We start from the raw sequence: 18,624 nt of genomic DNA, 5'->3' as shown, positions 1-18,624 counted from the left end.
GCCGCGCATGCAGATGCGTAGCCAGCACTACGTTTAATGAACCCCGCCCGGTCGGCTTTCCGTACCTGCACTTCGCTGGTTGGAGAACAGGACTGTGTCGCTTGTATGCGAGCGTAGGCGGCCTGACGCATCTCAAGAGACCGGATCTGCACCACGTCCCTGGCGTCGGCGCTTTCCCAGGTACGCTGCCACGCCCCCACCACCGTCAGGCGCCGAAAGTCGGCTCTCAGCCGGCCTGAACCGACAAACAGACCTGTGTCGGGAGGGCCGTCCTGCATGGGGAGCCAGGAGCCGCGCCCAATCGAAGACAGGTCTGAGGTGGCAAGGAGTTTCTGCTCGACGGCTGGGGTGGTGTACGGCGGAACGACCAACTTGACAGGCGGTGCAAGCACCTCGCGGTGCCAGAAGACTGCCATGATCATGAAGACGAGTGCCAACAACGACAGTGCTCTCCAAGCAGCCCAGCGCACGCGATACGGCCACACGTCGCCCCCCATTGGACCCGACTCACCTGCACCTCCGGCAGTAAGAGGACTTTGGCAGCATTTTGATGGTTTGGCAGTGCAGTCCAGGAAATCCATAAAAAATAGTCGGCCCCATTACTGACAAATGGGTCATAAGCAATCAATTCTCTACTGCAGGAGTCGTGTCTGGGTGCACGAAGTCGTGCGGTGCGGATCGTGAACGATCGCTGCCCGTGCCCTCTCGTGATCGTGAGCGCCAGGCGGACCATCTTCTGCGGCGAAGCCATACTGGGGCGCGTGCGCCAAGGGTTACGCTCCTGCGCATGCTGAAGGTGATGCTTTGCGGAGCGGCAGACACCAACCGTGTTCTTGCCGAGTTCACAGATGTCGTTTCCGGGTTCGGCGGTACGCCGCTGCATTATCAGTCCGGAAGAATTCTACACATGAATGCCGCAGGGTCCAATTGGCGAACGAACTCGCAAATGACGGTCGATGAGGCTACCCTGTGCGTATTCGTTATCGTCGAAGAATTCGGGGAGATTACCTGGACAACGGAACTGAAGCAAGCTCGCGCCGAGGGGAAGCCATTTCTTCTGTTCTGCCTGGACGCGACTTACGTCACGATCGAAGGCCTGCGGCGTCACGTCCCTGATCTGCAACATGTCAGTGGCGAGAGAGAGCGCAGCTTGGTCGCCCTGATGAATGACCTGGAATCCGATAGTCGCCAAGAGACCGTAATTTCGTTTACGTACGGCTCCTTTGGGACGCATCTGCGTGGCAGTCTGGCCAATCTCTTTTACCTGACGCTGCGCGCTCAGCAAGCAAGGAACCGGAGAGCAGCTGTAGCACGCATGCTGGAGGATAGCCAAAAGCTGAGTCGGGCAGACTATAATCTTGTCGCAGAAATTGCCACCGATGAACTGGAGGAGAAGGCGCTGCGCAAGCGAGCACTGTTGGCCCTAGCCTCTGGACCGGGTTTCGATAACGACGATGTGGTGGATGTCTTAAGCTCTGCAGAGCAGGGCGTGCAGAGGCTGGCCACCGACCATCTTGCAGAGCTTTACCGCGTGCGGCCCCCTGACCCAGAGTTCTTCGACCACTGTGTCCAGCTTGCCAATGCATCCGATGACGTGGGCATGGCCCGACGTATGTTACCGGCGTTGTTGGACCTTGATATAGCAACGGCAATCGAGGCACTCGCTTCGCTTGACTTGGCGGAGGTCGGGTTGCGCCGAAGAGTCGTGGAGCAACTAATTTCCCGGGAGTCACAAATATTGGACAACGGGCTGGCTGGTAGCGCTCTCACATTGATTGCTCGGTGCCTGGAGGAGACCCACGAGGTTGGCTGGAAGAAGCTGGCCAAGGAATTGCGAAGCCGCCTGATTATGTAGACTTAGGGGAGGTCTGGGGCGATTCGAGTTCGGCCGCCGGGATCGGCGAACCCAAACGGCTCGGCCGGTGTTGCGGAGGCCAAAACCACAGTATGGGCATGTTCTTTCATCGATAAGAATCCGGCGCCGAATAAACGCAAGCAGTACCGGTTTCAAGATCAGGTTCTGCGTACTCCTGCCGGCCAGATCACGCGTAGCGTGCGGTTGAGCTTTAGCGCGTGCGCCACCGCGTCAGCGGTGCCACCCAAGCCACGCGACGGCTGCCCGTCCCACACCGCGATCAGCACCTCGCAGTGTTGCGCGACCCATTGGCCTGCCGCGTCATACGCTTCCTCGCTCGGTTCCGAGTAGGGCAGACGCGTCACCTCAGCCGCCTGGTCGAGCAGCGCGAAGTATGTGCTTCGGTGGGCCTCGGGAAATGTGCCTTCGTAGCCATTTGCAGGGACGACTACATGGAGGGATCCGCCTGCTGCGAGCAACTCGCGTGCGAAGATTTGGTCCGCGCCTTCAGCGAGGCTGCCATAACCGATCAGTGGCGCCGCCGTTTCAGCAAGGAGTTCACGAATCTTTTCCGTGGCGTGTGTAATCGCTTTTTCTGGCAGACCCTGATGTCCCGTGATGCCGATGCGCGTCATACGCGGCCCGCCTTGACAAGGTGCCAGTAATGTTTACCGAGCGGTGTAAGGATGCAGCCCGCTGAGTTCAGTGCTGCGTAGTACAGATGATCCTCGCCGACAGGTTCGATGAGGCGGCAGGCGCGGTATTTTTGAAGTCCTGAGAAGACGGCCTCGTTTTCGGCATTCGCAGGCTGCTCGGTCGGCTCATACGACGGGTCGAGCGGCAAGTTATAGTTTGGTGAAGGAAACCACTGTGTGATTTTTCGCAGCACTTTCAGCGGCACGCGTGGAGCACATTCTCGAATGTTGTGCAGTCGATCGATGTTTGCTTTGAGTGTCGGACGTTGCTCCCAGGCACCGAATGATTCGGCTAGGTACGCGTAAAGGCCGGATATGTTCACCTTCCCAAGCACGTCAGCAGCGCCACCGTCGAGCGCACCCTCGAAATAGGTAGAGAACTGCCCTCGCCCGTCAGCAGTCTCCATTGAGTATTGATCACCTCGGCTCGCCGTGAGTACAGTGGTGCCTTTGGGGAGAACTGCCTGGTCATTGCCGAGTGCCGCGATTGTTGTCGCGCCACCGGAGAAGCAGCAGTCCAGGACAACGACCGTTTCTTTCACATCGCTGTGGACGATTCGGTTGAGGACCTCAATGAACTTGACACCGGGCGTGGCGGCTGTGCCATCTGACGTTACAAGGGCGACGTCACCGTTCTGGGGCATTCCATGGCCTGCGAAGTAGAACAACGCGAAGTCGGATCCTGGAGACAGAAGGTCGTCGAGCATGCCAAGCAAACTGTCCCGCCGAACCGGCCGCCCAGTTTTGGGTGCCGTCGCCAGACGGCAGTCCAGGTTGGGTGAGTCGTCTTCGTTTCGAGCGAGCAGAGGGTGCAGGGCGGTTACATCGTTCACGCATCCACCGAGCTGCGTGAAGTTGTCGTATTGGTCGATGCCGACCAAGAGGGCCCGCTTCATGTGTCAGACCGCATCGATGAACTTGGCGACGTTTTCCCAGGCCCATGTCCTGCACGGCGCCGATCCCATCTCGGCCGGCTTCACCCGGTACGCGTCATTCAGCCAGATCCCGAGGAGAGGTATACCTTCGGATACCGCGCAGGAGATTTCCCACAGCTGACCGGTTGCCTTGGGTGTGCTGCTACTGATGAGCGCGATGACTCCATCGGAGCGCCGGATGCGGGTGCGGACACGTTGCTTCCACTCGGTGAGGTACGGCTCCTTCACCGACATGTCGGTGAACTCGAAGGGACTGCGGGGATGCACTCGCTGGCCGGTGAAAAGGTTGCGAGACGCTTCGTCTTCCTTCGCGAAGGCCACGAAGATGGTCTTGGTCGTCACGGTCGCTCAACTCTCCTAGTTCACCAGGGGTATGTGTTCCAGACAGGCTATCGGCGACCACTGACAGACGAGTTGCTTATGGCCCAATCAGCCTCAAGCAGATATGAACCCTCTGCCCATGGGCGGCCATGCTTTGTTCCCGGGTGGATTGTCCACCCGGGAACGGGTCGTTGCCTTGGAGCCCAGGCACCGTCAGCCCTGTGCGGCTGGCCTGCCTCTTCCTGCACTGGAAGGTGCCGGCTTGCCTTCACCCCTCTTCTCCGTGCCAACGAGGGTCGGATCGGCGAAGGTATCCGTAAGACTGGGTGGAGGCGCTGGAGGTGGAGGGGGAGGGGGAGGGCTCCCCTGGTTCTGCGTGTCTGCCATGGACATCAGTGTGCAGCAAGATACTGGCAGTTGACAGGCAGACCCCGATCACGAGCATGGTCAGACTGACCGTCCAGCGCCTTGTTTTCCGCGCGTGCAGATGGGCGTTCTTCTCGAACATCCCCACCCTCGTGGCGGCGAGCGCGACCAGCGCCGCGCCTTTCGTCGAACGCCCGTGGGTGTCCAGGACCTCGCGAGGCTTGATGTCCTCGTATTCGGCAAGATTAAAGATCGCGATACCGTAGCCGATCGCAACTGCGTATGCAGCAAAGGCTGCGGTGCCTGTAAACGGCTCGAAGCTCCGAGAGGCCAGGAACTGAGTAGCCGTCGCTGCAAACCCCACCAGGAAGACCGTCTTCGTGTCCACCTTCGCTCCCGACTCCGACTGCCGTGCCATGCGCGACGCGAGCTCGGTGTTGATCAGTTCCAGAGTTGGCTCTTGGTCACGAAGCTGCTGCGGTGTCATCGTCATGCCCCGAGCGTATGAGTCCCACGCAAATCCGCCGTGTTGGATGCGCGGTGTCTGCCGAGCTGCGGGGTGGTGGACATCGAGTGGAACGGCATCTTGAACCATTCCGACGAACTGAGCGGTTGATCCTTGGGGCCGGTCAGCGGCTCGCGCGGACTATCACAGTGAGCCCCGGCGAGGCCGGTGACGGCTGGCTCTGCCCGATGGCCTCGTACACCCAGCCTGTACAGCGCGCGGACCTTTCCGTCGCCAGCGGCTGGGTTGACCATAAGCGTGACGTACGGCTCGGCGCGTGTGGCGAGGAGGGCGTCGTGGATACGCCGGGCAGTGCCGGTCTTCCTCCAGGCCAGCCGGACACCGATCTCCTTCAGGGCCACGGCCGGATGCTCGGTGTACTTCACCGCCGGCGCGGGACTCGTGCGCTGCCAGTAGCGGTCACCGTGCTCGATGGTATTGCCGTAGGTGTAGCCGACCGGATGTCCGTCTGCATACGCGAGGACGGCCGTGAACCCCGGATCGCCGCTGTGTGGGTCCAGGCACTCGCCGAACGCGGTCACCGCATACTTCGGCGTGTGGAGGAGCGGCGCGCGCTTCGGCGTACACCGCCTCGGACGGTGTCGAGGATGGACGTCACAGTTTGATGGCTGGCTCCGGGGTGATCCGGGCGCCAAGACAACGCGAAGGCTCAACCTCAATGACGAGTATTAGTACGCCAGTTCAGGTCCGCCCGCCAGCCACCTGCCTACAGCCAGTCCTTCCCGTGTAAGCCGTTCACGGCCAAGATCGGCCGCAAGCTCGTCCGTGACGCCCTCGGAGTACGGCACCTAGATGACTTCGCTGACGTCGCCACGCTGATCACGTCAGAGCTGATCGCGAGAGCCGTCAGCCACACGCCGTGCCACTCGATCCACCTGATTGTTGGGCGGCCGAGCGCGGCACGGGTACATGTGGGGGTCGTGGACGGGGCGCCTTCGCGCCTACCGGTCCACGGCCAGGCTGGTGAGGACGACGAGTCAGGGCGTGGCCTGCTCCTGATTGACGGCATTGCCGACCGCTGGGGCTTTGACCTGCACGGCCTGGGCAGGCGTCCATGGGGCAAAGAGGTATGGGCCTAACTCCTCATAGGGAGCGACGAGTGAGCACCCCGGCCACAGTGACCCCACCCATCCCGGACGTCGACGGCCTCCGACCACGCCAGTCGACGGCTGAGACCCCTACGAGTCCGAGTCGAAGACGGACGGCAGCGCAAACACGATTGCGCTCGACAGCATGAACATCGCAGTGCTGCGCGACCACAAAGCCCGCCAGGACAAAGAGCGCGCCGAGTGGGGCTCCGCCTGGCAGGACACCGGCAAGGTGTTCACGAAGGAAGACGGCTCCTAGGTCCACCCGGAGAAGGTTTCGGAGACCTTCCGCCGCATCCTCGCCACGACCGACCTGCCGCCCATCACCCTGCGGGACCTGCGCCACGTGGCCGCGACGCTGACACACGGAGGCGGTGGCGACATCCACACCGTGAAGGAGACGCTCCGGCACTCCACCACCACGCTGACGTCGGACACGTACACGAGCCTGCTCCCCGAGCTGGACCGTGAGGTCGCCGAGAAGGCGGCGAAGCTGATCCCCCGCTCTCGTCCGGCATCTGCCGAACCGTCCGCCTCGGTCCCGGCCGATCCGCAGGACACAGGCGCAACCGCTCACGGATCGCTCACGCAAGAGCCGGAAAACGAAGCAGCGCCCGAGCCGACCGAAGCCGACCCGGGCGCTGCGTAGCAGGTCAGAGGGGGTGAACCCTCCCCCGCATCCGTAGGCCCTGTGGGACTCGAACCCACAACCAATGGATTAAAAGTCCACTGCTCTGCCAATTGAGCTAAGGGCCCCAGGCGATGTTGCCTCCCCGAGCATAGCCGTAGGAGGCCGCGTCGCCGATCGGGTATCGGGGAGCCGGGCGGAAGTGTGGCGTACGGGTGAGGCTGTCGGGGATGCGGAAGGGCCCGTACGAGTGGTGTCGTACGGGCCCTTCCGGTGTCACCTCAGCAGGTGTCAGCCGTTGCGCTTCCAGCGGGGCTTGTCCTCGCGGCGGCCGAACGAGCCGCCGCCGCGGTGGTCGTCACGACGGCCGTAGGGGCGGTCGTGGCCGGCCGAGCGGAAGCCCGGGCGGTCGCCCTGGCGGTCGCGGTTGAACGGGCGGTCGCTGCCCCGGTGGCCGCCACGCTCGTCGCGCCGCGCCGGACGGTCGTCGCGGCGGAAGCCGCCACGGTCGTCCCGGCGGTCGTCGCGGCGCTCGAAGGAACGCGGGGCGCGGTCGCGGTCGAAGCCACGGTCACCACGGTCGTTGCGGTCCCGGTTGAAACCGCCACGGTCGTCCCGGCGCTCGAAGGAGCGGCCGCCACGGTCGTTGCGGTCGGCCCGGTCGTCGCGGCGGAAGCCGCCACGGTCGTCACGACGCTCGAAGCCACGGTCGTTGTTGCGGTCCCGGTTGAAGCCACCGCGGTCGTCGCGGCGCTCGAAGGAGCGCGGCGCGCGGTCGCGGTCGAAGCCGCGGTCGTTACGGTCCCGATTAAAACCGCCCCGGTCGTCCCGGCGGTCGTCACGGCGCTCGAAGGAACGCGGGGCGCGGTCGCGGTCGAAGCCGCGGTCACCACGGTCGCCCCGGTCGCGGTTGAACCCGCCCCGGTCGCCACGGTCGCCCCGGTCGTCCCGGCGCTCGCGACGCTCGTACGACGACGGAGCCGCCGTGCGCTCCTCGCGCTCGGCCCGCTCGGCGCGGTCCGCGCGGTCCACGTCCTGCGCCGCCGGCTGCTCCGGCACCGTCACCTCGGCGGTCCGCTCGGCCGCGGCCTGCGCCTCGGCCACCGCGGTCTCCGGGTCCTCGCCGCGCTCGCGGGCGACCCGGGCGACCAGGCGGTCGGCCTCCTCGCGCAGCTCGGTCGCGCGGCGCTGCGCGCGCTCCAGCTGCTTGGCGAGGTGGGCGACCTCGCGCTCGGCCTGCTGCGCGGCGTTGCCCGCGGACTCGGCCTGGACCTCGGTCATCGACCGGGCGCCGGTGATCTCGGCGACCTCCGGGTCGAAGGCCGCGCCGCCCTGGATGATGTGGCGCGAGGCGTCGACGCCCGCGTCCTCCATCAGGCGGAAGATCTGGCGGCGCTGGTGCGGCAGGGACAGCGAGACGACCGTGCCGGTGCGGCCGGCGCGGGCCGTGCGGCCGGCGCGGTGCAGGTAGTCCTTGTGGTCGCCGGCCGGGTCGACGTTCAGCACGAGGTCGATGCCGTCGACGTGGATGCCGCGCGCGGCGACGTCGGTGGCGACCAGGACGTTGACGTAGCCGTCCTTGAAGTCGGCCAGGGTGCGGGTGCGGGCGCCCTGGGTCATGCCGCCGTGCAGCGCGTCGGCCTTCACGCCGGCGTCGCGCAGCTGCTCGGCGATGCGGTCGGCGCCGAGCTGGGTGCGCACGAAGATGATGGTGCGGCCCTTGCGAGAGGCGATCGCGGCGGTGACCGGCGCCTTGTCCTTGGGCTTCACGATCAGGATGTGGTGCGACATCGTCGTGACGTTGCCCTGGGCGCTGTCGACCTCGTGCGTGACCGGGTCGCTCAGGTAGCGCTTGACCAGCGTGGAGATCTCGTTCTCCATCGTGGCCGAGAACAGCATCCGCTGGCCGCCGGCCGGGATCTGGTCGAGCAGCTCGGTGACCTCGGGCAGGAAGCCCAGGTCGGACATCTGGTCGGCCTCGTCGAGAACGGCGACCTCGACGTTCTCCAGGGAGCAGGCGCCGCGGTTGATGATGTCGCGCAGCCGGCCCGGCGTGGCGACGAGGACGTCGACGCCGCGCTCCAGGGCGTAGATCTGGTTGCCCATCGACGTACCGCCGCAGACGACCTTCATCTTGAGGCCGAGGACATCGCCGTACGGCTGGAGGGCGTCCGCGACCTGCATCGCGAGCTCACGGGTCGGGGTGAGAATGACCGCGCGCGGCTTGTGCTTCTCAGTGCGGCCGCCGGCGAGGCGGGCCAGGGTCGGCAGACCGAAGGAGAGGGTCTTGCCGGAGCCGGTGCGGCCGCGGCCGAGGATGTCCTTGCCGGCCAGGGCGTCCGGGATGGTCGCGGCCTGGATCGGGAAGGGGGTGGTCACGCCGTTCTGCGCGAGCTTGCGGACGACGCCCTCGGGCAGGCCGAGGTCCGCGAACGTCAGCTCGGGGGCCTGGTCCTCGGGGGTGTCGGAGACCTGGTCCTCGACGCGCTCGGGCGCCTCGAAGGTGTCCTGGGTCTCCAGGGCGTCCTCGGTGCTCTCGGGCACGACGACGTGATCAGTACTGGCAATGGACATGCGAATGCGAAACCTTCCGGAGTCTCTTCGGCACGCGCCCGTCAACTCCGTGTTTCGCACCACGACCGCCTCGATGCGGTCAGCCACGGCAAAGGAGAGTACGCGCCACACGGCGCGCTCTGCGTGGGCGCCGGGCAAATGGGATCAAACGATCTACCACCATACGCACTCCTCACCCCCAAAGGCAAACCCGTCGGCGAGCAGCGCCATCGGGGCAGGTCAGACGGTCGTCGCTCCCGGTCTGCGCCCGGGCCGGCCCGGGTACGGCGCCGGTTCGCGCCGCTCCAGTTGCGGTCCGGGGCCCTCGTGCGCCGACGACGAGGGCTCGGCCGGCGGCGGCTCCGTCGCGGGCGGCGGGGGCGGGGTGGAGGCCGGGGGCGGCTCCGGCGCGGCCGAGGTCTGCTGCGGGGGCGGCGCCGCGTCCGTCGGCGTGGGGTCGCCCGCCTTCGGCGGCTTCCCGGGCTGCCCCGGCCTGCCGGGCGCCGTCGCCGACGCGCTGGCCGCCGCCGACGGCGAGGCCGCCGACGCGGAGGGCGACGCCCCGTCCTTCCCGGCCGTCTTCCCGCCGTGCCCGTGCTTGCCGTCGGCCGGACCGCCGGCCCGCCCCGCGCCGCCCCCGGACCCCGCCGCCGCGTCCTCGTGGGCCGCGTCGCCGCCGCGCCCCGCGGAGTGCGACGGCCGGGCGCCGCCGCTGTCGTGGTCCGCCACGTTCACACAGCCGGTGGCGGCGGTGAGGGCGGCGGCCACGGCGGCGAGCCGGACGGGAACAGACAAGGGGCGCACGGGAGCCACCTCCGGGAGGAAGAAGTCTCCGTGCCCAACTCCCCACGCCCGCAAAAGGAAACGGTCCCCCAGCCACACCGCCGCACCACCGCGCGGGCGGCCGGGTCGCCGGAGCGGCACCCCGCCGGGCCCCCTCGGCCGCACCTCGCCGGGCCCCCTCGGCCGCGCCCCGCCAGGTGCCCTCAGCCGCACCCCGCGACGGACGAGCAGCCGGGTCCCCGCGTCGCACCCCGGACGCAAACAGCCGGGCCTACGCGCCGCCCCCCGAACCCAAGCAGCCGGATCTACGCGTCCTCGCACCCGAGCGCGCGGATCGCAGGTCTACGCGTGGCACCCCCGAGCGCGAGCAGCCGGCCCCCTCAGCCGTACCCCAGTGCGTGCAGCCGCGCGTCGTCGATCCCGAAGTGGTGGGCGATCTCGTGCACCACGGTCACCTCGGTCTCCGCGACCACGTCCTCGCGCGTCTCGCACATCCGCAGCGTCGGCCCGCGATAGATCGTGATCCGGTCGGGCAGCACGCCCGCGTACCACTCGCCGCGCTCGGTCAGCGGGGTGCCCTCGTACAGCCCGAGCAGCTCCGGGTCGTCGGCGGGCGGTTCGTCCTCGACGAACACCGCGACGTTGTCCATCAGCCGGGTCAGCTCCGGCGGGATCCGGTCCAGGGCCTCGGCCACCAGTTCCTCGAACTGCTCGCGCGTCATCTCCAGCACAAGGGCCATTGTCCGGTACGACCCCCGCCCGCACCACGGACATCCGGCCCCCGGCCGGCTGCCGTACCCGGGCGCACTGCCCCCCGCCCCACTCCAATCCACCGGCCACCGGCCGTTCCCCGCCCCACCGGCCACCGGCCGTACCCCGCCGGCCGGCCGTACCCCACCCCACCGGCCGTACCCCACCCCACCGGCCGTCCCCCGGCCCCACCGACCACCCGCCGCGCCCCGGACGGCCCCGCGGCCCCGGTCCCGCGGCGCCGGAATATCCCGCCTCCCCCATGGGCATACGCGACCAATGGCCCGCCGCGACCCCGCCGCCGACCTGAACCGCCGCCGCCCCTTCACCCGAGGGCTGCGCCACCGCATACGCAAGGCGGTGCGCGTCCCCGACGTCCTGCGCAGGGCGGTGCGCGCCCCCGGCGCTCCCACCGCTCCGCCCGCCCCCACCGCCCCCACCGCCCCCACCGCCCCCAAGCGTCGCAAGCGCCCCGAAAGCCCCCTTACCCTCACCACCCTCACGCCCGAGCCGCGCCCCTGGCCGCGCGCTCTCGGTCTGGTCGCCGTGGTGATCGCCGGGGCCTGGCTGGGCCTGCTGTTCGCCGGGACCACCCGCGTGCCGGTCGGCCCCATGAACACCACCATGGCCCTGCGCCCCTCCCTCACCGGCGGCACCCGGATCAACGTCTCGCCGCTCGGCTCCCTGGAACTGCGCAGCCACACCGCCCCCGTCAGCCTGGACGTGGACGTCGACCGGCTCGACCCCGAACGCTCCCAGGCCCTCGTCGACCACCCCGAGCGGATCTCCGGCCTCCAGGACGAGGTGGTGCACGACATCGAGCACGGCACCCTCGACCTGGCCGTACGCTCCTGCGCCGCCGTGGTCTTCGGCGCGACCGCGCTCGGTCTGGCCGTCTACCGCCGCCCGCGCCGCGCCCTGGCGGCCGGCGGCCTGGCGCTGACGCTGCTCACCGCGTCCGGCGTGACGGCGTACGCGACCTGGAACCCGGAGTCCGTGCTGGAGCCGAAGTTCTCCGGGCTGCTCTCCTCGGCGCCCTCGCTGGTCGGCAACGCCCGCAGCATCGTCACCGAGTTCGACGTCTACCAGCAGGAACTGGCGCGCCTGGTCACCAACGTGACGAAGCTCTACGACGTCACGTCCACGCTCCCCGCCTACCAGCCGGACCCGACGACCGTCCGGGTGCTGCACGTCTCCGACATCCACCTCAACCCGGCGAGCTGGAAGATCGTCGCCTCGCTGGTCCAGCAGTACAAGGTGGACGTGATCGTGGACTCCGGCGACACGATGGACCACGGAACGGCCGCCGAGAACCCGTTCCTGGACCCGGTCGCGGACCTGGGCGCCCCCTACGTCTGGGTGCGCGGCAACCACGACTCGGCCGCCACCCAGCGGTATCTGGAGCGGATGAAGAACGTGCACGTCCTGGACGACGGCCGGGCCGTGACCGTGGCCGGGCTGCGCTTCGCGGGCATCGGCGACCCCCAGTTCACCCCCGACCGCTCCTCCCCGGTCGGCGGCGACGCCTCCGAGCGGCTGGCCGGCGCCCGGCTGGCCTCGGCCCTGCGCGACCAGCGGGCCGCGGGCACGCCCGTGGACGTCGCGATCGCCCACGAGCCGTTGGCGGCCCGGGAGACGGACGGCACGGTGCCGCTGGTGCTGTGCGGCCATCTGCACCACGAGGGCACCGAGATCCTCAAGTTCGGCACCCGGCTGCGGATGGAGGGCTCCACGGGCGGCGGCGGTCTGCGCGCCCTGGAGGGCGACCACCCCGCGCCGATCGAGGCCTCGCTCCTCTACTTCGACCGGGACAGCCGCCGCCTCCAGGCCTGGGACGAGATCAGGCTCGGCGGTCTGGGGCTCACCACGGCCGAGGTCAGCCGCCACCTCCCGAAGGAGAACCTGCCCGGCGCGACCGCACCCGCGACAGCTCCCGCCACGGCACCCGCCACGGCACCCGCCACCGCACCCGGCTCCCCTGCCACCGCACCCGGCTCCCCGGCCCCTGCCACCGCACCGACGCCGACACCGACACCGACACCGACACCCGCACCGGAGGCCCGGACCTCGCCCTCCTCCGCCGGGCCGTAAACGGTTTTGGCGATACCCCCTGCCATCCCATATGCTTCTCACGTCCCCGACGCGCTGAGAAGCGCCCAGGCGGGCCGATAGCCCTCATCGTCTAGCGGCCTAGGACGCCGCCCTTTCAAGGCGGTAGCACGGGTTCGAATCCCGTTGGGGGCACGCAGTACGGTGTGCGACACTACTCACGTTGGTTCGCACACAACCAGATGGTCCTGTGGAGCAGTTTGGAGTGCTCGCCACCCTGTCAAGGTGGAGGCCGCGGGTTCAAATCCCGTCAGGACCGCTGAGGTTTCACGTGAAACCTCGTGGCTGGGTAGCTCAGTTGGTACGAGCGATCGCCTGAAAAGCGATAGGTCGCCGGTTCGACCCCGGCCCCAGCCACAACAGCCCGCATCGGGCAGAAGCCCCTCTCCGGCATCGACGGAGAGGGGCTTTCTCGTGCGTCCGCGCGCGGTCTTCGGGTGCGTCCGCGCGCGGCCTTCCGATGCGTCCGCGTGCGGTTGCGGGGGCCGAACGGGTGACTAATGTGAAACGTGAGAACCAGGTGAGAACCGCATAAAAGGGGGCGAGCATGCCCACCACTCATAGAGGTCCCGGAAAGCGGGCCGCCGTCCTGGGGTCGGCCTTCCTCGCCGCGACCGTCGTTCTCGGCCCGGTCGGCTATCAGCAGGCCGTCGCGGCGCCCAGCGAGACCCACGTCAGCACCACCGCGAAGGCCCCCACCTCTGACCGGGACTACCAGCGCGGCTTCAAGGACGGCTTCAAGAACGGTTTCCGTGACGGCCGTCACAAGTGCGATCACCACGGTGACCACCGCGACCACGGCGGTAAGCAGGCCCTCGTCCACGTCCAGACGAACAGGGCGGACGCCTCCCGTCTGAAGGCGGACAAGTCCCCCACCGTGAAGAAGGACTCCGGCCGGGACTACCAGCGCGGCTACAAGGACGGATACAAGAGCGGCTTCCGCTCCGGCCAGCACTGCTGACCCGCACGGTCGCCCCCCCTTTCGCCTCCGCCTCGGCTTGCCGCCCCGCCTCGGCTGCCGTCGCCACACCGGCTGCCGTCGCCACACCGGAACCCGCTCACCGGCCCGGCCCTCCGACCGGGCCGGGAAATCATTCGCGCGCAATTTCCCCGAGGTGAGATCCTGGATCGCGTATGTCTACGCATCCCGCCCCCGCCCTGGGCGCTCTCGCCTCCCGTCTGACCGAGTTGTCGCTGCGCGACGCGCACCGCCTCGGGCGCCGGCTCGAAGGCGCGCGCAAGATCCGCAAGCCGGAGGCGCGCGCCGCCGTTCTCACCGAGATCGAGGCCGAGGTCGCCAAGGCCGAGGAACGCATGGCCGCGCGGCGCTCCCGCGTGCCCGCCGTCAGCTACCCCGAACAGCTGCCGGTCAGCCAGAAGAAGGACGCGATCGCGGCGGCCATCCGCGATCATCAGGTCGTCATCGTGGCCGGTGAGACCGGGTCCGGCAAGACCACGCAGATCCCGAAGATCTGCATGGAGCTGGGCCGGGGCGTGCGGGGCATGATCGGGCACACCCAGCCTCGCCGGATCGCGGCCCGCACGGTCGCCGAGCGCGTGGCGGAGGAACTGGACACGCCGCTCGGCGAGGCCGTCGGCTGGAAGGTGCGGTTCACCGACCAGGTCGACCCGGAGGCCACCTTCGTCAAGCTGATGACGGACGGCATCCTGCTCGCCGAGATCCAGACCGACCGCGAGCTGCGCGCCTACGACACGATCATCATCGACGAGGCCCACGAACGGTCCCTCAACATCGACTTCCTGCTCGGCTACCTGGCGCAGCTGCTGCCCAAGCGGCCGGACCTCAAGGTCGTCATCACCTCGGCCACCATCGACCCCGAGCGGTTCTCCCGGCACTTCGGGGACGCGCCGATCATCGAGGTGAGCGGGCGGACGTATCCGGTGGAGGTGCGCTACCGGCCGCTGCTGGAGGAGGACTCCGACGACGCGGACCGCGACCAGATCACCGCGATCACCGACGCCGTCGAGGAGCTGATGGCGGAGGGCCCCGGGGACATCCTCGTCTTCCTCTCCGGCGAGCGGGAGATCCGCGACACCGCGGACGCGCTGAACAAGAAGCAGTACCGGTTCACCGAGGTCCTGCCGCTGTACGCGCGGCTGTCCCACGCCGAGCAGCACCGCGTCTTCCAGCAGCACACCGGCCGCCGGATCGTGCTGGCCACCAACGTCGCCGAGACGTCCCTGACCGTCCCCGGCATCAAGTACGTCATCGACCCCGGCTTCGCCCGGATCTCCCGCTACAGCCACCGCACCAAGGTGCAGCGGCTGCCCATCGAGCCGATCTCGCAGGCCAGCGCCAACCAGCGCAAGGGCCGCTGCGGCCGTACCTCCGACGGCATCTGCATCCGGCTGTACTCCGAGGACGACTTCCTCGCCCGGCCGGAGTTCACCGACGCCGAGATCCTGCGCACCAACCTCGCCTCCGTGATCCTGCAGATGACGGCGGCCGGCCTCGGCGACATCGAGAAGTTCCCCTTCATCGACCCGCCGGACCACCGCAACATCCGCGACGGCGTGCAACTGCTCCAGGAGCTGGGGGCGCTCGACCCGGCGCAGAAGGACCCGCGCAAGCGGCTCACCCAGACCGGCCGCAAGCTCGCCCAGCTCCCGGTGGACCCGCGGCTGGCCCGGATGGTCCTGGAGGCCGACCGCAACGGCTGCGCCCGCGAGGTCATGGTCATCGCCGCGGCCCTGTCCATCCAGGACCCGCGCGAACGCCCCGCCGACAAGCAGACCCAGGCCGACCAGCAGCACGCCCGCTTCCGCGACGAGACCAGCGACTTCCTCGCCTTCCTCAACCTGTGGCGCTATGTCCGCGAGCAGCAGAAGGAGCGCGGCTCGTCGTCGTTCCGGCGCATGTGCAAGCAGGAGTTCCTCAACTTCCTGCGCATCCGCGAATGGCAGGACATCTACACCCAGCTGCGCACGGTCGCCAAGCAGATGGGCATCCACCTCAACGAGGACGACGCCCCCGCCGACCGCGTCCACGTCTCGCTGCTGGCCGGTCTGCTCTCGCACATCGGCATGAAGGACGTGAAGGAGTCCAAGGACTCCGCGCCGGGCGCCCGCAGGGACGGCAGCCGGGGCGAGTACCTGGGCGCCCGCAACGCCAAGTTCGCGATCTTCCCGGGCTCGGCGCTGTTCAAGAAGCCGCCGCGGTTCGTGATGTCGGCGGAGCTGGTGGAGACCTCGCGGCTGTGGGCGCGGGTCAACGCCAAGATCGAGCCCGAGTGGGTCGAACCGCTCGCGGAGCACCTGCTCAAGCGCACGTACAGCGAACCGCACTGGGAGAAGGACCAGGCCGCGGTGATGGCGTACGAGAAGGTGACGCTGTACGGCGTGCCGATCGTCGCCCAGCGGAAGGTGAACTACGGGCGGATCGACCCCGAGGCCAGCCGCGAGCTGTTCATCCGCAACGCCCTGGTGGAGGGCGACTGGCGCACCCACCACAAGTTCTTCGCCGACAACCGCAAGCTGCTCAGCGAGGTCGAGGAGCTGGAGCACCGGGCGCGCCGCCGGGACATCGTCGTGGACGACGAGACGCTGTTCGACTTCTACGACCAGCGGGTGCCCGAGCACGTCGTCTCCGGCGCGCACTTCGACTCCTGGTGGAAGCGCAAGCGCCAGGAGCAGCCCGATTTCCTGGACTTCGAGCGCGAGATGCTCATCCGGGAGTCCGCGGAGGCGGTCACCAAGGCCGACTATCCCGACTCCTGGCGGCAGGGGAACCTGAAGTTCCGGGTGACGTACCAGTTCGAGCCGGGCGCGGACGCGGACGGCGTGACCGTGCACATCCCGCTCCAGGTTCTCAACCAGGTCACCGACGAGGGCTTCGACTGGCAGATCCCGGGCCTGCGCGAGGAGGTCGTCACCGAGCTGATCCGCTCGCTGCCCAAGCCGATCCGCCGCAACTACGTGCCCGCGCCGAACTTCGCGAAGCGCTTCCTGGACACCGCGGTCCCGCTCCAGGAGCCGCTGACCCTCACCATGGCGCGCGAGCTGAAGCGGATGGTCGGCGTGCCGTTCGAGGCCGAGGACTTCGACTGGTCGAAGGTCCCCGACCATCTGAAGATCACGTTCCGGATCGTCGACGAGCGGCGCCGCAAGCTGGCCGAGGACAAGGACCTCGAAGCGCTCAAGCTGCGGCTCAGGCCGAAGGCGCGCAAGGCACTGTCCCAGGCCGCCGCGGCGACGGCCGAACGCACCGGCGGCGAGGCGCTGGAGCGCACGGGGCTGACCGACTGGACGATCGGCTCCCTCACCCGGATCTTCGAGACCCGCCGGGCCGGGCAGCCCGTGAAGGCGTACCCGGCGCTGGTGGACGACGGCGACACGGTCTCCGTACGCCTCTTCGACACCGAGGCGGAGCAGGCCGAGGCGATGTGGAAGGGCACCCGCCGGCTGATCCTGCGCAACATCCCGGTCAATCCCGCGAAGTTCGCTTCCGAGAAGCTGACGAACCAGCAGAAGCTGGCGTTGTCGGCGAATCCGCACGGCTCCATCCAGGCGCTGTTCGACGACTGCGCGATGGCGGCGGCGGACCGGCTGATCGGCGAGTTCGGCGGGCCGGCGTGGGACGAGGAGTCGTACCGCAAGCTGTACGACAAGGTGCGCGCCGAGATCGTGGACCTGACCGTGCGGGCCGTGGGCCAGGTGCAGCAGGTGCTGGCCGCCTGGCAGGCCTGCGAGCGCCGGCTGAAGGCCGTCCGCAGCCCCGCGCTGCTGCCGAACCTCACGGATGTGCGGGCGCAGTTGGACGCCCTGGTGAAGCCCGGCTTCGTGACCGAGGCGGGGATACGCCGGCTGCCCGACCTGATGCGCTACTTGGTCGCCGTGGACCGCCGGCTCCAGCAGATGCCGACGAACGTCCAGCGCGACACCACGCGCATGGAGAAGGTCCACGAGATGCGGGACGAGTACGCCTGGCTGCTGGAGCAGCTGCCGCAGGGCCGCCCGGTGCCCCAGCAGGTGCGGGACATCCGCTGGATGATCGAGGAGCTGCGGGTGAGCTACTTCGCCCACGCGCTGGGCACGGCGTACCCCGTCTCCGACAAGCGGATCGTGAAGGCGATCGACGCGGCGGCGCCGTGACGGCCCCGGCACAGTGAGTGAGTTCGACCAGGCGGCTCCCCTCCTGTAGAGTCTCTTCTCGCAGCGCAACGCAGGAATGGCGCCGCAAAACCTGGTCCTGTGGAGCAGTTTGGAGTGCTCGCCACCCTGTCAAGGTGGAGGCCGCGGGTTCAAATCCCGTCAGGACCGCAGAGAGAGGGCCCGCTACCGGCAACGGCAGCGGGCCTTCGGCACGTCTCGGCCCGCACGCTCCGCCGCAGGCCGCGCCCCGCGGCGGAGCCGCGATCGGACACAGCAAATCCCGTCAGGACCGCAGAGAGAAGGCCCGCTACCGGCAACGGCAGCGGGCCTTCGGCATGTCTGGCCCGCGGCAAAGAAGGCCCGCCACCCGAGATGGCAGTGCAGCGGGCCTTCGGCGTTCCCGCCCCCGCCGCGGCCCCGGGCCGCCCTCCGCGCCCGGCCCCGGCGCCCCGCGCGCCCTCCCCGGACCACCCCGCAACTTCCGTCAAGACCGCCCCCGTTGCCGCCCCCGGCACCACCCGTACCCGTCGGTCGGCACCGGCCGCGACAGGAGGCGTCCCGCGTCTTGACGGAGTCACATTCGCTCGGTACCCAGAAAGCAGGGCAACGTTCGGGTACGGCCCCCGCTGGAGGTGGCGTATGGCGGCATCGGCCAGGCACGAGACACGGGCCCTGCTCCGCGCGCACCTCGCGGCCGCCTCGTCGTACCGCCACTTCACGTACCGCTGCCCCGTCTGCCACCACCTGCTGCGCCTCGCGCTCGACAGCGCGCCCAGAACGGCCCCTGACGCCCCGGAGGCCGCCTCGCAGCCGCCGGCGGGCCTGACGGCGCTGGCGCCGCCGGAGTCCGTCGAGCCGCTGGAGAGCGAGCAGCACCCCACCACGGCGTAAGCCGCCCCACCA

The 18,624-nt window shown here is 68.6% G+C and carries 13 protein-coding genes, 5 tRNA genes and 3 pseudogenes; 11 read left to right on the top strand and 10 right to left on the bottom strand.

Annotated elements, in window-relative coordinates:
* The coding region (locus tag K7787_RS26940) for a hypothetical protein (RefSeq protein ID WP_223003250.1) at positions 1–422 on the bottom strand (422 nt) is incomplete at its 3' end.
* A 365-nt stretch (positions 423–787) separates the two neighbouring features.
* Between K7787_RS26940 and K7787_RS26935 the strand changes: the two genes are divergently transcribed.
* Complete coding sequence (locus K7787_RS26935) at positions 788–1,855, top strand: hypothetical protein (protein WP_223003249.1); 1,068 nt, start codon at positions 788–790, stop codon at positions 1,853–1,855.
* Between the two features lie 158 nt (positions 1,856–2,013).
* Here the strand turns inward: K7787_RS26935 and K7787_RS26930 are convergent, their stop codons facing one another.
* The 5 genes and pseudogenes from K7787_RS26930 to K7787_RS26910 all read right to left on the bottom strand — a co-directional run bounded on the left by K7787_RS26930 (position 2,014) and on the right by K7787_RS26910 (position 5,219).
* On the bottom strand, positions 2,014–2,490 hold the full coding sequence (locus K7787_RS26930; RefSeq protein ID WP_223003248.1) for a hypothetical protein: 477 nt from the start codon (positions 2,488–2,490) through the stop codon (positions 2,014–2,016).
* Positions 2,487–3,446: a caspase family protein gene (locus K7787_RS26925; RefSeq protein WP_223003247.1), complete on the bottom strand. Its 960-nt coding sequence runs from the start codon at positions 3,444–3,446 to the stop codon at positions 2,487–2,489. The genes K7787_RS26930 and K7787_RS26925 overlap by 4 nt, the downstream gene beginning before the upstream one ends.
* A 3-nt stretch (positions 3,447–3,449) precedes the next feature.
* Positions 3,450–3,827, bottom strand: a complete 378-nt coding sequence (locus K7787_RS26920) for a TIR domain-containing protein (RefSeq protein WP_223003246.1) — start codon at positions 3,825–3,827, stop codon at positions 3,450–3,452.
* Between the two features lie 247 nt (positions 3,828–4,074).
* Positions 4,075–4,665, bottom strand: a complete 591-nt coding sequence (locus K7787_RS26915) for a hypothetical protein (protein ID WP_247721323.1) — start codon at positions 4,663–4,665, stop codon at positions 4,075–4,077.
* 136 nt (positions 4,666–4,801) lie between these two features.
* Positions 4,802–5,219 (bottom strand): annotated as a pseudogene (locus K7787_RS26910) (GNAT family N-acetyltransferase).
* A gap of 137 nt (positions 5,220–5,356) precedes the next feature.
* Between K7787_RS26910 and K7787_RS31965 the strand changes: the two are divergent.
* Positions 5,357–5,777: pseudogene (locus K7787_RS31965) on the top strand (ATP-binding protein).
* Between the two features lie 94 nt (positions 5,778–5,871).
* A pseudogene (locus tag K7787_RS26905) lies at positions 5,872–6,435 on the top strand (site-specific integrase); the annotation flags it as partial.
* Between the two features lie 34 nt (positions 6,436–6,469).
* Here the strand turns inward: K7787_RS26905 and K7787_RS26900 are convergent.
* The 4 genes from K7787_RS26900 to K7787_RS26885 all read right to left on the bottom strand — a co-directional run bounded on the left by K7787_RS26900 (position 6,470) and on the right by K7787_RS26885 (position 10,481).
* Positions 6,470–6,542: transfer RNA gene (locus tag K7787_RS26900), tRNA-Lys, on the bottom strand.
* 163 nt (positions 6,543–6,705) lie between these two features.
* Complete coding sequence (locus K7787_RS26895; RefSeq protein ID WP_223003245.1) at positions 6,706–8,988, bottom strand: DEAD/DEAH box helicase; 2,283 nt, start codon at positions 8,986–8,988, stop codon at positions 6,706–6,708.
* 219 nt (positions 8,989–9,207) lie between these two features.
* Positions 9,208–9,771 (bottom strand): hypothetical protein, encoded by a 564-nt coding sequence (locus K7787_RS26890; RefSeq protein ID WP_223003244.1) that lies wholly within the window; start codon positions 9,769–9,771, stop codon positions 9,208–9,210.
* 359 nt (positions 9,772–10,130) lie between these two features.
* On the bottom strand, positions 10,131–10,481 hold the full coding sequence (locus tag K7787_RS26885; protein ID WP_019982956.1) for a metallopeptidase family protein: 351 nt from the start codon (positions 10,479–10,481) through the stop codon (positions 10,131–10,133).
* A gap of 298 nt (positions 10,482–10,779) precedes the next feature.
* On the opposite strand from K7787_RS26885, the gene K7787_RS26880 reads away from it, so the two are divergent.
* The 8 genes from K7787_RS26880 (at position 10,780) to K7787_RS26845 (ending at position 18,612) form a co-directional block, all read left to right on the top strand.
* A complete protein-coding gene (locus K7787_RS26880; protein WP_247721321.1) occupies positions 10,780–12,591 on the top strand; it encodes a metallophosphoesterase family protein in 1,812 nt (603 codons plus the stop codon).
* A gap of 80 nt (positions 12,592–12,671) precedes the next feature.
* Positions 12,672–12,744, top strand: a tRNA-Glu gene (locus tag K7787_RS26875).
* A 49-nt stretch (positions 12,745–12,793) separates the two neighbouring features.
* Positions 12,794–12,868, top strand: a tRNA-Asp gene (locus K7787_RS26870).
* Positions 12,869–12,892: 24 nt separating this feature from the next.
* Positions 12,893–12,966 (top strand) — tRNA-Phe (locus tag K7787_RS26865).
* 190 nt (positions 12,967–13,156) lie between these two features.
* The gene (locus tag K7787_RS26860) at positions 13,157–13,570 is read left to right on the top strand and encodes a hypothetical protein (RefSeq protein ID WP_223003243.1); all 414 of its coding nucleotides are present in this window, start codon (positions 13,157–13,159) and stop codon (positions 13,568–13,570) included.
* A 173-nt stretch (positions 13,571–13,743) separates the two neighbouring features.
* Positions 13,744–17,721, top strand: coding sequence for an ATP-dependent RNA helicase HrpA (gene hrpA, locus K7787_RS26855; protein ID WP_223003242.1), 3,978 nt, complete (start codon positions 13,744–13,746; stop codon positions 17,719–17,721).
* Between the two features lie 93 nt (positions 17,722–17,814).
* Positions 17,815–17,889 (top strand) — tRNA-Asp (locus K7787_RS26850).
* 471 nt (positions 17,890–18,360) lie between these two features.
* Complete coding sequence (locus K7787_RS26845; protein ID WP_223003241.1) at positions 18,361–18,612, top strand: DUF6274 family protein; 252 nt, start codon at positions 18,361–18,363, stop codon at positions 18,610–18,612.
* The last annotated feature ends 12 nt before the right edge of the window (positions 18,613–18,624 follow it).

The sequence above is a fragment of the Streptomyces sennicomposti genome (genome assembly GCF_019890635.1).
GTDB lineage: Bacteria > Actinomycetota > Actinomycetes > Streptomycetales > Streptomycetaceae > Streptomyces > Streptomyces sennicomposti.
This window is presented reverse-complemented; position numbering and strand designations above follow the sequence as displayed.

Coding starts and splice junctions, on each gene's coding strand:
- K7787_RS26935 (WP_223003249.1), top strand. CDS start 788: ATGCTGAAGGTGATGCTTTGCGGAGCGGCAGACACCAACCGTGTTCTT.
- K7787_RS26860 (WP_223003243.1), top strand. CDS start 13,157: ATGCCCACCACTCATAGAGGTCCCGGAAAGCGGGCCGCCGTCCTGGGG.
- K7787_RS26930 (WP_223003248.1), bottom strand. CDS start 2,490: ATGACGCGCATCGGCATCACGGGACATCAGGGTCTGCCAGAAAAAGCG.
- K7787_RS26880 (WP_247721321.1), top strand. CDS start 10,780: ATGGCCCGCCGCGACCCCGCCGCCGACCTGAACCGCCGCCGCCCCTTC.
- hrpA (WP_223003242.1), top strand. CDS start 13,744: ATGTCTACGCATCCCGCCCCCGCCCTGGGCGCTCTCGCCTCCCGTCTG.
- K7787_RS26845 (WP_223003241.1), top strand. CDS start 18,361: ATGGCGGCATCGGCCAGGCACGAGACACGGGCCCTGCTCCGCGCGCAC.
- K7787_RS26915 (WP_247721323.1), bottom strand. CDS start 4,665: ATGACGATGACACCGCAGCAGCTTCGTGACCAAGAGCCAACTCTGGAA.
- K7787_RS26895 (WP_223003245.1), bottom strand. CDS start 8,988: ATGTCCATTGCCAGTACTGATCACGTCGTCGTGCCCGAGAGCACCGAG.
- K7787_RS26925 (WP_223003247.1), bottom strand. CDS start 3,446: ATGAAGCGGGCCCTCTTGGTCGGCATCGACCAATACGACAACTTCACG.